This window comes from Paenibacillus sp. V4I5 (genome assembly GCF_030817255.1).
GTDB lineage: Bacteria > Bacillota > Bacilli > Paenibacillales > NBRC-103111 > Paenibacillus_E.
On the sequence record NZ_JAUSZB010000002.1, the window covers coordinates 4,711,945 to 4,729,435 of the forward strand.

19 protein-coding genes and 1 riboswitch are annotated in these 17,491 nt (G+C 42.5%); all 19 genes read left to right on the plus strand.

Annotation, left to right across the window (positions count from 1 at the left end; translation table 11 throughout):
• Nucleotides 1–32 precede the first annotated feature (32 nt).
• Nucleotides 33–2,636 carry a stalk domain-containing protein gene (locus QFZ78_RS23500; RefSeq protein WP_307551135.1) on the plus strand — a complete coding sequence of 868 codons (2,604 nt, stop codon included), beginning with the start codon at nucleotides 33–35 and terminating at the stop codon, nucleotides 2,634–2,636.
• Nucleotides 2,637–2,730: 94 nt separating this feature from the next.
• Nucleotides 2,731–3,918 (plus strand): sensor histidine kinase, encoded by a 1,188-nt coding sequence (locus QFZ78_RS23505; RefSeq protein ID WP_307551137.1) that lies wholly within the window; start codon nucleotides 2,731–2,733, stop codon nucleotides 3,916–3,918.
• Nucleotides 3,896–4,621, plus strand: coding sequence for a response regulator (locus QFZ78_RS23510; RefSeq protein ID WP_307551139.1), 726 nt, complete (start codon nucleotides 3,896–3,898; stop codon nucleotides 4,619–4,621). The genes QFZ78_RS23505 and QFZ78_RS23510 overlap by 23 nt, the downstream gene beginning before the upstream one ends.
• Before the next feature lie 69 nt (nucleotides 4,622–4,690).
• Nucleotides 4,691–5,086 carry a hypothetical protein gene (locus QFZ78_RS23515; protein WP_307551141.1) on the plus strand — a complete coding sequence of 132 codons (396 nt, stop codon included), beginning with the start codon at nucleotides 4,691–4,693 and terminating at the stop codon, nucleotides 5,084–5,086.
• Between the two features lie 47 nt (nucleotides 5,087–5,133).
• The gene (locus tag QFZ78_RS23520) at nucleotides 5,134–7,161 is read left to right on the plus strand and encodes an ATP-dependent helicase ComFA (protein ID WP_307551143.1); all 2,028 of its coding nucleotides are present in this window, start codon (nucleotides 5,134–5,136) and stop codon (nucleotides 7,159–7,161) included.
• On the plus strand, nucleotides 7,162–7,944 hold the full coding sequence (locus QFZ78_RS23525; protein ID WP_307551145.1) for a ComFC family protein: 783 nt from the start codon (nucleotides 7,162–7,164) through the stop codon (nucleotides 7,942–7,944).
• A gap of 109 nt (nucleotides 7,945–8,053) precedes the next feature.
• On the plus strand, nucleotides 8,054–8,476 hold the full coding sequence (locus QFZ78_RS23530) for a TIGR03826 family flagellar region protein (protein ID WP_307551147.1): 423 nt from the start codon (nucleotides 8,054–8,056) through the stop codon (nucleotides 8,474–8,476).
• A gap of 115 nt (nucleotides 8,477–8,591) precedes the next feature.
• Nucleotides 8,592–8,864 carry a flagellar biosynthesis anti-sigma factor FlgM gene (gene flgM, locus QFZ78_RS23535; RefSeq protein ID WP_307551149.1) on the plus strand — a complete coding sequence of 91 codons (273 nt, stop codon included), beginning with the start codon at nucleotides 8,592–8,594 and terminating at the stop codon, nucleotides 8,862–8,864.
• Between the two features lie 39 nt (nucleotides 8,865–8,903).
• A complete protein-coding gene (locus QFZ78_RS23540; RefSeq protein WP_307551151.1) occupies nucleotides 8,904–9,404 on the plus strand; it encodes a flagellar protein FlgN in 501 nt (166 codons plus the stop codon).
• A gap of 30 nt (nucleotides 9,405–9,434) precedes the next feature.
• Complete coding sequence (gene flgK, locus QFZ78_RS23545) at nucleotides 9,435–11,039, plus strand: flagellar hook-associated protein FlgK (RefSeq protein WP_307551153.1); 1,605 nt, start codon at nucleotides 9,435–9,437, stop codon at nucleotides 11,037–11,039.
• 40 nt (nucleotides 11,040–11,079) lie between these two features.
• Nucleotides 11,080–11,994 (plus strand): flagellar hook-associated protein FlgL, encoded by a 915-nt coding sequence (gene flgL / locus QFZ78_RS23550; RefSeq protein WP_307551155.1) that lies wholly within the window; start codon nucleotides 11,080–11,082, stop codon nucleotides 11,992–11,994.
• 11 nt (nucleotides 11,995–12,005) lie between these two features.
• Nucleotides 12,006–12,587, plus strand: coding sequence for a DUF6470 family protein (locus tag QFZ78_RS23555; protein WP_307551156.1), 582 nt, complete (start codon nucleotides 12,006–12,008; stop codon nucleotides 12,585–12,587).
• Between the two features lie 79 nt (nucleotides 12,588–12,666).
• Nucleotides 12,667–13,122: a flagellar assembly protein FliW gene (gene fliW / locus QFZ78_RS23560; protein ID WP_307551158.1), complete on the plus strand. Its 456-nt coding sequence runs from the start codon at nucleotides 12,667–12,669 to the stop codon at nucleotides 13,120–13,122.
• A gap of 4 nt (nucleotides 13,123–13,126) precedes the next feature.
• The gene (gene csrA / locus QFZ78_RS23565) at nucleotides 13,127–13,354 is read left to right on the plus strand and encodes a carbon storage regulator CsrA (protein WP_307551160.1); all 228 of its coding nucleotides are present in this window, start codon (nucleotides 13,127–13,129) and stop codon (nucleotides 13,352–13,354) included.
• 167 nt (nucleotides 13,355–13,521) lie between these two features.
• Nucleotides 13,522–14,289, plus strand: coding sequence for a flagellin N-terminal helical domain-containing protein (locus QFZ78_RS23570; RefSeq protein ID WP_307551162.1), 768 nt, complete (start codon nucleotides 13,522–13,524; stop codon nucleotides 14,287–14,289).
• A gap of 290 nt (nucleotides 14,290–14,579) precedes the next feature.
• Complete coding sequence (locus tag QFZ78_RS23575; RefSeq protein WP_307551164.1) at nucleotides 14,580–14,864, plus strand: flagellar protein FlaG; 285 nt, start codon at nucleotides 14,580–14,582, stop codon at nucleotides 14,862–14,864.
• A gap of 11 nt (nucleotides 14,865–14,875) precedes the next feature.
• A complete protein-coding gene (fliD, locus tag QFZ78_RS23580) occupies nucleotides 14,876–16,387 on the plus strand; it encodes a flagellar filament capping protein FliD (RefSeq protein WP_307551166.1) in 1,512 nt (503 codons plus the stop codon).
• Between the two features lie 31 nt (nucleotides 16,388–16,418).
• Nucleotides 16,419–16,793 carry a flagellar export chaperone FliS gene (gene fliS, locus QFZ78_RS23585; RefSeq protein ID WP_373461063.1) on the plus strand — a complete coding sequence of 125 codons (375 nt, stop codon included), beginning with the start codon at nucleotides 16,419–16,421 and terminating at the stop codon, nucleotides 16,791–16,793.
• A gap of 14 nt (nucleotides 16,794–16,807) precedes the next feature.
• Nucleotides 16,808–17,179 carry a flagellar protein FliT gene (fliT, locus tag QFZ78_RS23590; RefSeq protein WP_307551167.1) on the plus strand — a complete coding sequence of 124 codons (372 nt, stop codon included), beginning with the start codon at nucleotides 16,808–16,810 and terminating at the stop codon, nucleotides 17,177–17,179.
• A 184-nt stretch (nucleotides 17,180–17,363) separates the two neighbouring features.
• Nucleotides 17,364–17,456, plus strand: a riboswitch (cyclic di-GMP riboswitch).
• Nucleotides 17,457–17,491: the final 35 nt, after the last annotated feature.

Here is a 17,491-nt window from a genome sequence, read left to right on the forward strand (position 1 = left end):
CTTAAACTGAAAGAGGAGAGTGGAAAAGCAGCATGATGGTACAAAAGCAAGTAGGAATGGGTGCGCTGGCTTGCGCATTGGTATGGCAATTGGTTGCGGGGACTACGGTAAACGCGGCAGGGCCGACGTTGACACTTAGTTCGCAGGAAACGATTACATCTGGTGCAATTATGAAGAATTACATTTGGAAGACTACTAGGAGCAATAAGGACGTATCGGTGAACGCCAATGTGGTAGAAGTCGATTTGACGAATCCGAACGTTAAGATAGACGCAATGGCTGGGACGAAGAATCAGTTCACGAAGAACCAGAGTGTTCTGGGGATGGTGAAGGATACCGGTGCCGTGGCAGGTGTGAATGGGGATTTCTTCAATACACAGGCGGAAGGTGTTCCGGAAGGCGCGCAAATCACGAATGGCCAAGTCATGGCAACACCTGCGAAAATATCTGGACTTTATTCTTTTGCGATTACGAATACGAATCAACCGATTATTGATATTTTTGATTTTCAAGGCAGGGTGACGGCGAAGGACGGGACTTCTTTTGAGCTTGGCGGTGTGAACAAAACGTATTATTGGGACGACAATGATGTCGCGATGATCGCAGACGGACTTTTCCTCTATACGAATGCCTGGGCTTTAACGCAGCGTGCGGTTGATGGAACCCATGTTCCAACTGAAGCACTCATACAGAATGATGTAGTCAAGGAAATTGCCGTAGATACGAATATTAAAATGGTTGCTCCAGCAGATGGCTATATCCTAAGAGGTTCAGGACTAGCACGGGAGTTTATTGTAAATCACCTCAAAGTCGGAGATAAGATCACTACCAAATATGATATGGTCCCGCATGATGCGTCTAAGACGTATGATTGGAAGAATTTTAAAATGCTCATTGGCGGCAGCACACTGCTAGTGGATGAGGCGAAGCCGAGTTATTTTACACGTAATATTGGCGATTTCAGTGGTTACAGTCCGCGTTCCCGAACGGCAATAGGCTATTCCAAAGATATGAAGACGGCTTATATCATTACTTCGGATCGCAGTGCAGGCAGTGCAGGGATGACGCTCCCGGAGCTTCAGCTGTTTATGATTAGTGCTGGTGTTTGGAGAGGAATGGTCCTGGATGGCGGGGGATCGACGCAAATGGTTTCAAGACCACTCGGAGATTTTGATCCGAAGCTAGTTAATAAAACAGAGAATGGCAATCAGCGTTCCGTTGTAAATGGTGTGGGTGTGTATTCGACGGCACCGAAGGGCGATTTGAAGGGACTTATTTTAAAAGGTCAACATGTTTTATTCATGAATGAATCCAGCACTTATCAATTTAAAGCTTATGATGACTATTATAATCCGATTTCTGTAGAAGGCATTGTTCCACAGTGGAGTAGTTCCACGACGAATGGTACGTTCAAAGATAATGTGTTTACACCGACATTGCCAGGTAAGACCCAAATCATTGCCAAGTCAGGCAAAGGTTCAGCATCCATGGACGTCGAGGTTGTCGGAAGAAATCAGATTACTTCCATGAAATTTAATTCAGGAGCCTTTTCACTGACAGAAGGCGGGGATTTCAAGCTGCCTATATCGGTAACGACTAGGAGTGGTGCAACACGCGAATTGCCAGCGGCATCAGCAACTTGGGAGCTAAGTGGGGTTAAAGGGTCTCTGAAAGACGGTATTCTTCATGTGGATAGCGCTTCGGGCTCTCAGGCTGCTCAGGTTATTGCGAGATATGATGGTTATAGCACGATGGTTACCCTGCCAGTTGGCCAGGAGAAGGTTTGGTATGATCTAGATAAATTTGCGGTTATGACAACAGGAGATAAGTATCCAGCAGAGGTTGTTTCAGCTGTTAATATTGTGCCGAATAGCGGTAATAAGAGTCTAGAAATTTCGTATGATTTTACAAAAGGAACAGGAACTAAAGCTGCTTATGCTAGATTCGATGGGATGAACGGTGTTCAAATTGAAGGAGAACCGGAATTTATCACTGCCAAAGTGCTCGGTGACGGAAGCTTTAACTGGGTGCGCGCAGAAATCATTGATGCGAATGGTAAGTTGAATTACGTAAGTTTCACTGAAAATATGAACTGGACAGGCTGGCGCAAGGTAAAGGCCGATGTGTCCGACCTCAAATTCCCGATCAAAATCAAGAGTGTATATGTCGCTAATCCAGCGAATGGACAGGATGAAAGGGCCCCAAAAGGGAAAATTAATATCGACGATATCTCTTTCATTTACAAAGGACAGCTAGCCGCTCTGCCGAAAAATGCAGTAAAATTGACTGTGTATAAGAAACAAGCGACATTGAATGATAAATCCTATACATTGGAGCAGGCTCCGACGATTGTGAATGATAATACGTTGGTTCCTCTTCGTTTTGTAACAGAAGCATTAGGCGGTAATGTGAAGTGGGATGACAAAGAGCGGAAGGTAACCGTTTTACGAGGTGACAAACTAATTGACCTGTGGATTGATCATGCTGATCTGCTTATAAACGGAGATCGTGTGACCGCTGAAGTGTCTCCTAAAATCATGAATAATGTGACGATGGTGCCTTTGCGACTCATTTCAGAAAAATTAGGCTTTAAAGTAGGCTGGGAACCCAAAAATTATGGGATTACGATCGAATAAATAGTGCTAGAAGTACACGGCAAACGGGTAAAACTATGATACAATATGGGGTAGACTAATTTCTAATATTGTTTTATAAAGGAGCTCGTTTCATTTGCAGCCAGACGCTATAGATCGTGTCATTAAAAACGCAATTAACGTCATGGAGAGCAGCAAGTATCAAATGTTTGAAATCGCTGAAGCTTCTCGTTTGGAAAAAGAGTCACTCACTCGCGAGCTCGAAGAGATTAAGTATGAAACGAGTATTACCATCGAGCTGGTTGACAATTTGGAGAAGGATTACAGGCGATCTCGTATTCGACTCACGGAGGTCAGTCGTGATTTCAATAAGTACCGTGAGGAAGATATCAAGATTGCTTATGAAGCCGCGATTGCTTTTCAATTACAGCTGACAATTGCTAGGGAAAAAGAAAATAATCTAAAGACTCGGCGCAATGATCTGCAGGTACGCACGAAAAATGTGGACAAGCAGGTGGAGCGAGCAGAAACAATCGTATCGCAAATGAATGTGGTACTGGAATATTTATCGGGCGACCTCAATCAGGTGACTCGTATACTCGAATCCGCCAAGAACAGGCAATTACTCGGTTTGAAGATTATTTTGGCCCAAGAGGAAGAGCGGAAGCGTATTGCGCGTGAAATTCACGATGGTATGGCTCAAACCTTGGCGAATGTAGTGCTTCGAACTGAAATTGCCCAGCGTATGCTGGTAAAAGAGGATATTCCCGCGGTGAAGGAAGAATTGGTAGATTTGAAGGGTCAAGTCAGAGGGGGGCTTGAAGAAGTTCGTAAGATCATCTTCAACCTCCGTCCGATGGCGCTCGATGATCTAGGAATCGTTCCGACACTGCGTAAATATGTACAGGATTTCGAAGATAAGCATAGAATTCGCACACAGTTTAATCTCGTAGGCAAGGAGACTCGCATTCCGTCTGGGCTTGAAATTGCTATTTTCCGACTTGTGCAGGAAGCTTTATCTAATGTAAATAAGCATGCAAAAGCTACTTTCCTATCTGTTGAACTCACACTGGAGCCGGATCAAGTACAAATCTACGTGGTAGATAACGGGATCGGTTTTGACGTGCCGCAGACAGAACAAAGAATAGCCAAGGGAAATAATTTCGGCTTGTTGGGCATGCGTGAGCGTGTCGAGCTTCTGGAGGGCACGATGGTTCTAGAGTCCGAAAAAGATTCAGGTACAAAAATTACGATGCTAATCCCTATCGGCGGCGTTGGAGAGAACAAGGAGGAAAAACAGAATGGACAACACGGCGAGTCATAAACGCAATGTGCATATTGTCATTGCGGACGATCATCAGCTGTTTCGCGAAGGTGTTAAACGAATTATTAATATGGAAGATGATATGGAAGTCATTGGTGAGTGCGGTGATGGTATCCAGGTTATCGAGCTGTGCAATCAAATCACGCCGGATATTGTTCTCATGGATATTAATATGCCGCTCGAGAACGGCGTTGTGGCGACTGAACGGCTTAAGCTTATTTTTCCCGATATCAAAGTAATCATTTTATCCATCCATGATGATGAGAGCTATGTGTTCGAAACTCTTCGTAAGGGGGCTTCAGGTTATTTGCTGAAAGATATGGAAGCGGAGTCGCTTATTAATGCGATTCGTTCCGTAGTGGCTGGTCATGCTTACATTCACCCCAAGGTTACTGGCAAGCTGATTAATCAGCTCAGACGTATGACCTATTTGGATGATGTGGGTGTAGTTGGTTCTGGCCAAGGCGTCAAAGATTCAGCTCTTAAATACATACATAATGCAAATAGTCCGCTAACCAAGCGAGAAGCAGAAGTTCTTCGTCTTATGGCGGAAGGTAAAAGCAATAAGCTGATCGGAGAGTTCCTCTATATCAGTGAAAAAACGGTGAAAAACCACGTCAGCAGCATCCTCCAAAAAATGGAAGTTGATGATCGTACACAAGCTGTTATTATAGCAATTAAAAATGGTTGGGTAACGTTGTAATCTCCATTTTCACGAGAGGAACCCCCCTTAACTTTGCAGCATACACTGCAGGTAAGGGAGGGACCCGCTATGTGGATTGGATTGCTTTGGATCTTAGGTTGCTACGGAATCAGCATTGCTGTGCTCCATTTATTGCTCGGAACTCGCAGAGGTGGAAGCAAGAAAACGGCTAATGTGCTACTCGTCACCAAAAATAATCAAAACCAAATTGAATGGTATATTCGCTCCTTGTTTTTCTTCTCGCGATTTAAGGGCAACGAAGTGAAAGCAACGATATTCGATGAAGGATCGTCTGACGATACGAGGAAAATCATTGAGCGCTTATCCCATAGCCATTTGCTAGAGCTTCGGTATCTGACGGATTATGACGCGGTTGACCACTATTTACGTCAACACGATAGTGAACCCGTGACTGTCGTTCATCTAAGCAGCAGGGAGGATCTAGTGAAGATCCATGTCGGTTGAAGGCAACGGCTTCAAGTACTTAGGTTACAAAGAGAGTAAGGTGAGGAATGAAGGTTCAACTTTACGCAGTTTGTTTGGGAAAAGAGTGGGAGTGGCGAATAACGATTCACTCACAGACGGACATCCAATATTGGTTCGAGCAATACGCAGCCGACGCCGGCCTCGTAATGTTCGAACCTTTTATTTCGTTAGGGCAGGGTGTGCGGATACTTCAGAGGCTGAATGCGGATGATCGGTTGGAGTTTGAATCGCATGACGAGAGAGTGCTGGAGCGGCTTCGGAAGCTTGTCCATGAATACAATATCCCTATTGGTGAAGATCTTCGTATGCAAAAGATTATATATGAGGTGTGGAAGCAAGGGAAGTACCCAAGTAACACGTTGGATGCGTATGTATATGCCATTATTGTGGAAGCTTGCAGCGGTCGGTCACTGCTTGTAGAGGAATTTCAACAATTGTTGTTGGCGATTGGGGTAGATTTAGGGTCAGGAGATGCGTGGTTATCCTATCTGCAGCTTGCTCATCTCAACGGTGATATTGAGATAGCGAATGGGCTGGAAGTGACCGAGCGCTGGGGCTGGCGTCGAGGATTTAGAAAAACGACGAGCTACACCTGTAAGCGGTGTGGAAGTGGTGCGGAGCGCATGTTTTGGTCGGATTGCTTGCATTGCGGACAAGCCTGTCCTTATTGTGAGGAGTGCCTGACCATGGGGAGGGCTCGGTTTTGTTCTTTGCTTGTTATTGGGCGCTCGAGGGAGGTTGCGCCTTCTGGGTTAAACACAATGGGGTCTCAGTTAGGGCAAAGAGGCGTGGAAGATCGAGAGAGGGAAGAACAAGAGGAGCATCTTCGCGCTTATATTGAGCCTTGGGGGCTCAGTGAGGCCCAGGCTCGGGCTTCGTTGGAGGGGCTGCGCTATATAAGTGGTGTTGCTGTTGAGGACTCTAGAGAGAAACGGACTGGTTATAAAAGAGTAGGTTGGCCAGGGAGCAGAGCGAGGAAAGGCAGCGAAAGAGCGGGAGCTGATACAGAAGTAAAAGCAAAAGCAAAAGTGAACCACCAATTCCCGCGAAGGTTCTTGATCTGGGCAGTTACAGGCGCGGGGAAGACAGAGATGATCTTTCCGTTGATCCATCATACCGTTGCGAGAGGAGGGCGTGTGCTTATCGCGACACCACGTAAAGACGTGGTGTTAGAGCTGCAACCGCGAATAGGTCGCGCATTTACCAATTACAGCGTAGTGACGCTGTATGGTGGAAGCGATCAGCGCTGGGAGCAAGGGCAGATTACAATCGCGACAACGCATCAGCTGCTGCGCTTTCATGAGGCTTTTGATCTTGTCATTATCGATGAGATTGACGCTTTTCCCTACCATAACAATCCCATGCTTGCTTATGCAGCGGCTAAAGTCTGCAAGCCAAGCGGAACAAATATTTTGCTTTCGGCCACACCGCCGAGAGCTGCAAGGCAAGCTGCAAAGCGGGGGCGATTACCGCACGTTCGGGTTCCTGTACGCTATCATAGACACCCATTGCCAGTCCCTCAGTTGGTTTCGGTCCCAACTCTGAAGAGAGTGGTACAGTCAAAAGCAATGCCGGTTCCATTATTTAAAAAGTTGGTGGCCTCGGTAGAACGAGGTGCACAGGTGTTTGTTTTTGTCCCCAACATTCAATTGGTCGAGCCAATGGTTAATCTCCTAAGGGCTAAATTAAGCCATGGCATGAGTGTAGCCATTTTGTGTATCGAAGGAACCTCGTCAAAAGATCTTGCTAGAACTGAAAAGGTCCAGCTTTTTCGAAACAGAGAAATCCGTGTGCTGGTCACAACAACGATTTTGGAGCGAGGAGTCACGGTGCCAAAGTCGGATGTGTTCATTATGGATGCAGATTCGCAACTATTTGATGAAGCAGCGCTTGTTCAGATGGCTGGGCGTGCAGGCAGGTCGCAGGACGATCCGGCAGGGAAGGTCTACTTTGCAGCAAAAGAAATCACGCAATCTCAAAAGGAGGCCATTCGACAAATTAAGCAGATGAATCGCATCGCGCGTAAACAGGGCTATTTATTAAGGGGGAAATGAATGAGCTATCAGCAATTAGATTTGAGGATTTTGATTAAAAAAGTGATGGGTTCGGTAGCTTCGCTGCTTAGTCCGCTGAAAAAAGAATGTTTACTTTGCAAACAGAATAGCACTCTCCATGTTGATGAATTAGGACTTTGCCATTCGTGTTACACACGAATTCCTTGGATTCGAGAAGCGCTTTGTCCAACTTGTGGACGAGGGGAGTTTTGCTCAGACTGTCAACGAAGGCCGCATTCCTATTTTATAAGAAGCCGCAGCGCTGTCAGATATGATGAGACGATGAAGGAATTATTGGCGCGATATAAGTATCGTGGAGATGAGCGTTTGAAGACAGTCCTCGGGCAAATGCTTGTACATTCGTATCACTTATTACATAAGGATAGAGATACTTTTCCCACAGAATCCGATTTTGTGAAGGAGTTTATCACTTTCGTGCCAGTGAGCGAGCGCAGAATGATGGAGCGTGGTTTTAATCAAGCGGAGCAAATGGCTAATGAGTTAGGTCAAAGATTAGGGATTCCTGTCATACCCCTTCTTAAGCGTTCCAAGCACACTGATAAACAAAGCTTCAAGAAGAGAAATGAACGGCTGGATGATTTGGAGCATGTTTTTGAATTGAATGAATCGATTCATGATTATCTGGGAGAATCTTCGGCTACTTCGTTTGTTATTTATATCGTGGATGATGTTTATACGACTGGAAGCACTATGAATCAATGTGCCAAGGTTCTCAGGGAGTACATATCTGCCGAAGTATTCGGTCTAACGTGGGCTCGGTAGCAGGAATTGTCATAACAACTGTCAAAAATATTATTATGCAAACGCTGTCGAATTGCTGTAAACTGGAATTAATAATTGGGTAATGGGAATAATAGGAGGGGGCTATACAATGGGCATGAATGTAGCTAATTGTCCGCGCTGCGGGAAAATATTCGTTAAAGGCTTTAACGAGGTTTGCCCGAATTGTGTGAAGGATTTGGAGCAGCAGTATGAGAAATGCTTGAAATACCTGCGTGAAAACAAAGGTACCACCATAAATGATTTAAGTGAGGCAACAGGGGTAGCGGTTAAACAGATCACTAAATTTATTCGTGATGGCCGAATCTCTATTATGCATGCGCCGAATATGTCCTTTCCGTGTGAAGTATGCGGAACGCTGATTCGTGAGAACACGATTTGTGAAGCTTGCCGCAGCAAGCTTGTGAAGGATGTAAGGAATAATGCAGAGGATGAGCGGCGTAAAACGGAAAAAGTAGCAAAGGAAAGTCAAGTTAGTTTTAAAATCAAAGATCGTTTGAATGATAGACATTAACTATTCTCTAAATAGGACTATAGAGATATAAAGTTTCATAGGTAAGATGCCGATAATAGTGGTAAAGATTATCGGCTTTTTATTTTATATGTCTCAGCAATAGGAGTGTTATCGTATGAAAATTAATGACAATCAACGGATCGGTGCAGTAAATCCTTATAAAAAAGCAGGCGACGCCACTTTCGCTCATGCTGCCGGCAAGAAAGGTAAGCCTAAGGATCAAGTCGAAATTTCTGCTGAGGCAAAGGAACTTCTAGGAGCTTCGGGAAGTGCCCGAACGGAAGAACAAACGCTTCGTATTGAGGAATTAAAGTCGTCTGTCGCAGCAGGGACTTACCGTGTGGACGCAGGTAAATTAGCTGAGAAAATCCTTCCTTATTTGAAGTAAGAAAATAGTGTATACAACAGATAGAAGCAGGTGACGATCATGTCGATACAGCCTTTGTTGGAAACGATGGATAAGCTTCAGGAAGCGCATGAAGCACTACTTGAACTTGCCAAGGGGAAAACGCAGGTTCTTGTTAGTAATGATATCGATCAACTGAATATGATTGTAAATCGAGAGAACAAGTGGGTAAGAGCGATAGCAGAAGCGAATCAGCAACGGATTCAAATCATCGGCTCTTACTTGATCTCTAGAGGGTATAATCCAAATCCTAAAATAACAGTGAATGATCTGATAAAAGTAATTTTCAATGCACAAGAAAAACAAGCTCTTTCGCAAGCCCAACAACTATTGCTAACAACGATTAAAGAGTTAAAGGAATGCAACATTATCAATCAGCAATTGATAGAGCAATCACTTTCTTTTATTAATTATTCAATTGATCTAGTGTTGGGAGCACCTGAGGATGATGTCGTATACCAGAACCCACACCAACAAGCTAACGGACCGAAAAGGTTAGGGGTTTTCGATACAAAGGCTTAAATACTTATAGTATGAAAGGAGATAACGTATATGCGTTCAACCTTCAGTGGACTAGAAATTTCCAGGCGTGCTTTGTTTACGCAACAAGCAGCATTGACGACTACAGGTCATAATATCGCAAATGCGAATACGAAAGGGTATTCAAGACAGGTTGTCAATATGGTGGCATCCACTCCAATCGAGTATCCGGGGCTACAGCGAAGTAATGTTCCGGGGCAGATGGGTCAAGGTGTTGAATTTGATAGTATTACGCGGGTTCGTGAGAAATTCCTCGACAGCCAGTTTCAGAATGAAAATAAGAATTTAGGGGATTGGACGATCCGTAAGGATACATTAGATAAATTGGAGGCTATTATTAATGAGCCTTCGGATACGGGTATCCGCCAGACGATTGAAGGTTTCTGGAATGCCTGGCAAGAATTGAGTAAATCACCTGAGAACACAACAGCTCGTGTATTGGTAAAAGAGCGGGCTCTAGCGATGACAGATGCATTCAATCAAACATCACGTCAATTAAGCGATCTGTCTGGTGATTTAACGGAAAACATTGAGGTGAAGGTAAGGCAAGCAAATCAATACCTATCGCAAGTCTCCCACTTGAATGAAGAAATCTATCGTATTGAAGGACTTGGGGATAACGCTAACGACCTCAGAGATCAACGCGACTTATTAATGGATGATATCTCCAAAATTATTAATATCACTCACACGGAAGATGCATCGGGTTATAATGTCAGAATGGGGAATACCCAACTTGTTACAGGTAATTCTGTAAATACCATATTTACCAGAGCATCGTTAGAGGCAGCTGCTGGAACCGATTTGAACAGTGGCGAAGTGTACGGTTTGATTCAGTCGCGTGATTATAATATATCCAATTACCAATTCCAGGTAGATAGCATGATTAAGACGCTTGTTCAAGGGGATATGAAGACTACGCTTCCGGAGGGCATGGTTGTGCCAGCAGGAACAACGCTAATCATCGCCAACGCGGATGGTACAACAACTCAGCAAGTGTTCAATGGCACGATCGCTCAGAGGACGCTTGGAGCAAATACGAACGTGATCGTAAAAGGCTTCAATGGGCTTCATCAATTGGGATATGCATCATCAAGTCCCCTTAAAACGGGCACTCCATTCTTCACCACTAAACCAGGCACTACCGATTTCGATGCAAGTAGCATAACGATAAATCCCGATATTGTTAAGGATGTTTCTAATATCTCATCCTCATCTAGAACCTATACCGATACCGATGGGGTCGAGAAGGTAGTGAAGGGGAACAATGATATGGCACTTTTGCTTGCAAGCGTCCGCAATAAAAAAGCAAATTTTGATCCTTCGGCTACAGGAAGACCCATTTTAACAGACGGAACCTTTGACGAGTTTTTTAGATCCATTGTTGGGGAGCTTGGTGTACAAAGTCAAGAGGCTATTCGGCAAGCGACAAATCAACAAATCCTTGTAGATCAGGTCGATTCAAGAAGGCAATCGGTAAGCGGTGTCTCGTTAGACGAAGAGATGTCCAACATGATTAAATTTCAACATGCCTATAATGCTGCGGCTCGTGTAATGACTACTTTCGATGAAACGCTGGACAAAGTTATTAATAGCATGGGCGTAGTTGGACGTTAGGCTATAGATAGCTTCATTACAATGAAGTGGGGACAATAACATGGCGACAAGAGTAACGCAAGGAATGCTCAATAATCAGCTGTTAAGAAACATTAATACAAACCTAACGCGTATTAATCACCACCAAAATGAACTATCAACAGGACGCAAAATTAATAAACCATCGGATGATCCGGTAGGAATTAGTTTTTCCCTTCGTTATCGGAGCGAGGTAGCTGCTACTGAACAGTATGAAAGTAATGTTGATGCAGCGATTTCATGGCTTGATTACACAGATACGGCACTTGGACAAGCTAACACCGTGATTCAGCGTGCTCGAGAGTTAGCGGTACAAGGAGCTAACGGTACAAATCCGCAAGCGGCGTTAGATTCGATTAAAAGCGAAATGCAGCAACTATACTCACAAATGGTTACTATTGGTAATAGCGAATTTAATGGGAAATATGTGTTTAATGGTCAACTGACCGATAAGCCCCCCTATACAGAAGCCACTGCAGATACAGACAAAATCGATCAGGGTGAAATTAAGTTCGAAATTGGAACCGGTGTGAGAATTGCTGCGAACAAACCTGGTAATAGCGTATTTGGAGAGCCGGACGATCCCAACGTACCTGGGACGAAAGACAATATTTTTAGAGTGCTCAAAGATTTGGTCTCCGCTCTTGGAGCAGGGGATACGAGTAAGGTCGGCACACTTATTGGACGGATTGATACACAAAATGATATATTTTTGGAAGCTAGGGCAGATGTTGGAGCCAGAACAAACCGAATAGAGCTGGCCCAATCTCGGTTAAAGGACATAAGTGTAAATTTGCAATCTTTGCAATCAAAGACAGAAGATGCTGATATTTCAGAAGTCATTACTAATCTTAAAACGGATGAAAATGTATACCAGGCGTCCTTATCGGTGGGTTCCAAAATAATTAGTCCAAGTCTTGTTGATTTCCTTCGTTAGGAGGAGGCTAAATGGGCAATGTTTCTTTTCCGCAAATACAAATAACACAACAGTATGGACGAATTGGCATAGATGCTGATCCAGGTCGGCTGGACATCCAGCAGCCTAAAGCTACACAAGAGCTTGCTACGACTCCAGCTAAATTGGAAATTGACGCTAATCCCGGCATTTTATCCATTGACAACAGTAGGTGGCATGATGCTTTAGGGCAAGGACCTTCTCTCGAGGCGATGAATCGAATCTATTCGGGGTGCCGGGATATTGCACTTCAAGGTATCGAGAAAATTGTTGAAGAAGGCAACCGGCTTGCTGCTATTCATACGGGAGAGAATGTGATTGCAGCCTTGGCTACGGAAAGCACACAGGACGTTGATTTCTATAAGTATATGTATATCGGCGAAGCTTCATTGGATAATATAGATATACGTTATGAAGCTGGTAACCTTGACGTTCAATTCGAACCAGCTAAGGTGGAGCATAATGTCACAGTTAATCCTCCCATAATAGAGTACCATCGCGGCAAGCTGGAAATCTATATGCTGCAATACCCTAAGGTAGAAATTACACCACCGCAAATGGATTTAAAAATTTAAAAGCATTTAATAATGAAGCTATAGCTGCTTACGGCACTATAGCTCGTTTTTTTATTAATGACGGAAGGGATGCTGGAATATGTTGTTAGATACGATAGCATTAGGACAAATTAATTATGAAGAAGAGGAAGTCATAACGTTTGCTCAAGGGATCCCAGGGTTTGAAACATTTCAAAGATATCTAGTTATTGAATCAATCGAGGAAGAGCCAATTGCTTATTTACAGTCGATAGATGAAGGCAGATTGCATTTTGTAATTATTAATCCGTTCTACGTTCACATGGAATATGAGTTTCGTATAGAAGAAGCTGATCAAATAGAGCTGGGGATTAAATCGGAATCAGACGTGGAAGTTTGGTCGATTCTTACCACAAGTGAACATATTCAAGAAACGACGATTAACTTATTAGCACCGATTATTATCAATCGCAAATGCAATCAGGCCAAGCAGATTATATTAAACCATACAGCATACCGAACGAAACATCGGTTATCCGATCTCATCGTGGCATCTAACAAGAACGAAGGGGAGTGAAGAGATGCTTGTTCTTTCAAGAAAGCCTGGAGAATCCATAATGATCGGAGATCAAATAGAACTCATTGTACTTAGTACAGAGGGAGATGTAGTCAAGCTTGGGGTTGTCGCGCCCAAGGAACAACAAATTTTGCGCAAAGAAATATACGCTGCACTCAAGGAATCCAATCAAGAAGCATCGAATCCGGCTGCTACTCTAAATAAGTTGAGTAACTTTTTAAAAAAAATGTAATATTTGAACGAAAAATATTCAAGATACTATTAACTTTCTTTAAGATCATTCCGATATATATATTTAGAGAGAGGGAGATAAGGGCGGCCGACCTGAATTGACCTCTTCTCAATACAATCAACCATCACATGGACGTGGGGTTATGAACTTCAAGGAGGAAGAAAACAATGAGAATTAATCACAACATCGCAGCACTGAACACACATCGTCAGATGTCAATGAACACAGTAAACCAAGGAAAGAACATGGAGAAACTGGCTTCTGGTCTTCGAATTAATCGTGCTGGAGATGATGCTGCAGGGCTATCCATTTCCGAAAAAATGCGTGGACAAATCCGCGGGTTGGATCAAGCTCAAAGAAATTCACAAGATGGTATCTCTTTTATTCAAACAGCAGAAGGTGCGCTAAACGAAGTAAGTGATATGTTAGTTCGTATGAAAGAACTTTCCGTTCAAAAAGCAAACGGAACTAATAGTGCATCAGATATAACAAATCTTGAACTTGAAATGACGCAACTTGGAGCAGAAATCGATAAAAACATCACTACAACCGAGTTTAACTCTGCAACTGTATTCTCAGCAACAAAAAATATTGTAGTAAGTGATAATGATCTAGATGTGTTTGCAGTTGGGGTTGTTCAAGGTGCTCTAACTTTATCTAGTGCTTCCGCAACAGCAGCTATTGAAACTGCTATCGATACGATTAATACCACAAGGTCAACACTTGGAGCACAACAAAATAGATTAGAACACACCATTAATAACCTAGGAGCAACTTCAGAAAACCTGACTGCAGCTGAATCACGTATCCGTGATGTTGACATGGCTAAGGAAATGATGTTGCAAACCAAAAACTCTATTTTGTCTCAAGCAGCGCAAGCGATGCTTGCTCAGGCAAACCAGCAGCCACAAGGCGTACTTCAACTTCTTCGTTAATTTTTGTCAAACAAAGAGAGACCTTAGATTATCATTATCTAGGGTCTCTTTTTTATACCCCCACCGCTTCCTCAGATAACGTCTGAATTTTACCATAGAGACTTTTTAAAATTATCAATTTTTTTCTCCATTACCCTAAAATATATTCAATTAATATCCGATAGTATTGGTAATAGATATAAACTGGAGGCGAGTATATGCATATATCTTCTATTAATTCAGTGAGCGGTATCTCTCAATCATATCCTGAACGTTCATCTTTAAGGACGGATAAGGTGATAGGGGGTCCTGTGGAAACCAAAGTGATTGTCCCAGCAGAACAAGCAGAGAATATTCCAATTAAGGAAAATACAAGACTGGAGTTAGAGAAATCAATTGGAGATCTAAATAAATTCATGCAATCTAGCAATACACATCTTAGCTTTGTCCTACATGATAGATTGAATGAATACTATGTTCAAGTGGTTGATGACCAGACACAGGAAGTTGTACGGGAAGTCCCTTCTAGAAAAGTGTTAGATATGGTTGCTGAAATGAAAAGCAAGCTCGGTTTTCTAATAGATGAGAAGAGGTAGGTGGAAGTAATATGGTAAGTTCCATTCGTATGGGTGGCTTAGTTTCAGGGCTTGATACAGAATCCATAGTTAAGAGTTTAATGAACGCTAGGAAAGCTCCCTTAAACAAACTTCTCCAAAAAAAGCAATCGGAGGAGTGGAGACGTGATCAGTATAGAGAGATGAACGCTCTTTTACTAGATTTAAGGAAAACGACATCTGACATTAAGTTACAAGGTACCTACTTAAAAAAGGCTGTAACATCTGATAATGGCGCGATTGTTTCTGCTATACAAAAGGGTACTCCAAGCTTATCTACATATAGTGTGGAGGTAACAAGTCTCTCTCAAGTGGCTAAGGCTGCGTCTGTGAAGTTTACCACTGCCGGCTTAGCTGATTCGTCTACCGCGATTGGAGAGGCATTTGATTTTAAGATAGGTACGACTACCATTAATGTCACTGCCACCGATACAATTAGCAGTGTACTAACTAAAGTTAATGATGTTTCATCTACAACGGGAGTTACTGCTAGTTATCTTCAAGATGACAAATCCATTACTATTACAACAACGACTAGTGGTGCAAGTACGGCTGTTTCGATTGGTCTCGTCGGTGCTGACTTTGGAGCCAGTAATAAACTTAACTTGTCTGTTGGTACGATTGATAGTACGTCAGAGACGTTTACTACAGATTCTGGATCTCAACTTTCAAAAGACGCTACTGCGGGAACAGTTAAAATTAATGGTATTTCCTATAACGTCAGTAGTCCTACTTTCACTTTTGACGGGGTTGAATTTAACATGAAAGCTGTTGGAACAACCACAGTAAATGTAAAAGCTGATGAGGATGCCGTCTTCAACTCCATTAAAGGCTTTGTAGATAAATATAACGAGATTATTGATAAGATTAACGTTAAAGTAAGTGAATCCAAATACCTCGATTATAAGCCACTATTAGATGAGGAAAAAGAATCGTTATCTGAAAAGCAAATTGAACAATGGGAGACAAAGGCGAAGAGTGGCTTGTTGCGCCAAGATACCATGCTCAATAGTGCACTATCTCAAATGCGCCAAGCTCTTTCGACTAAAGTAACAGCTGCTGGTGTTGATTCTAATTTTGATACTCTTAGTGAAATTGGAATTACAACAGGTACTTATTCGGAAAAAGGAAAGCTCTATATTTCGGATAGCAAACTACGTGAAGCAATTTCTCAAAATGGAAGCAAAGTAATGGATTTGTTCACGAAATCTAGTAGTTCAACAGATGCTACTACCAAATTTAATGAGAGCGGGTTAGCGCAACGGCTGTATGATCAACTTAATACTTCCATGAGTAAACTCACCGAAAAAGCAGGAAGCTCTGTTTCTCTTTCAGAAAGCAGTACGATCGGTAAAGATCTAAAAAGAATCGGTATTGACATAAATAAATGGGAAACCCGCCTCAAAAACATCGAAGACCGCTACTGGAAACAGTTTAGTGCAATGGAAACGGCGATGAGTAAAGCTAACTCCCAAAGCAGTTGGTTAGCACAACAATCTGGCTGAACAAACTAAGAATTAAAGGGAGCTATTAATCATGATTACTGCAGCGCAGAAATATCAAAACAATCAAGCGACTACAGCGACTCCTGGAGAACTAACTCTTTTGCTCTTTAATGGTGCAATTAAGTTTATTAAACAGACAAAGTTGGCTCTTCAAGAAAAAAAATTGGATAAAGCTAACGAATTCAATCTTCGGGTGCAGGATATTATCAGTGAATTGGTTATTACGTTAGATCGTTCCTACCCGATATCGGAACAACTTCTTATGATGTATGATTACATGAATCGTCGAATGATTGAGTCGAACATCAATAAAGATGGGTCTATTTTAGACGAAATAGAAGACTTATTCGCGCAGTTTCGTGATACGTGGAAGGAAGCTATGATTATGTCCAAACAACGAGTGTAGAAGGAGAGGAATAAATGAATATTATTTCTCTGGATTCCTTGCTAAGCGACTTACTTAAGCTTACTATTTCCTTGGAGGAGAGAGTTCTAGACGAAGAGAGTGAACCAGAGGAATGGATAGAGCTCTTGGATCAAAGACAAGTAATAATTGATCAGTTATCAGGACTGTTTGCAGAAGGGGTATCTTTAACAGAAGCTCAAAAACAAACCTATCTTCAGCCTGCCTATGAATTTGATAAGAAGATAGTCCCGATTATGGATCGGGAGATGAAAAAATTAGAATCCCAACTAGCTAATATTAAAATTAGTAAAGCTGTTAATAAACAGTATGGAGGATATGGTGCTTCGTCTTCTCCGTATGGTGCTTTTTTTGATAAAAAGAAATAGTTGATTATTCCCTTCTCAAACCTTTTGCCGCGGCATGAGGTTTTTTTGTTTATCCGTATAGAGTCGGCGACAAACTATCTTTCTCGACATATTATCCCGATATAGGTATATATACCTATTCACACTACTAGCATAAAAGTACTATTATAGAGATAGGTATAGTATTGTACTAGTCTCAATATCCCAGTGATAAAGGCAAATCATGGGAAACCATGATACGCAAAGCTATGGGCCTTAACCACAGTTTCGTTAACGTGGATGGCAGCCGGTTGCCACAAGGAATCATAGAAGATCCTCTATGAACCTTGTAAA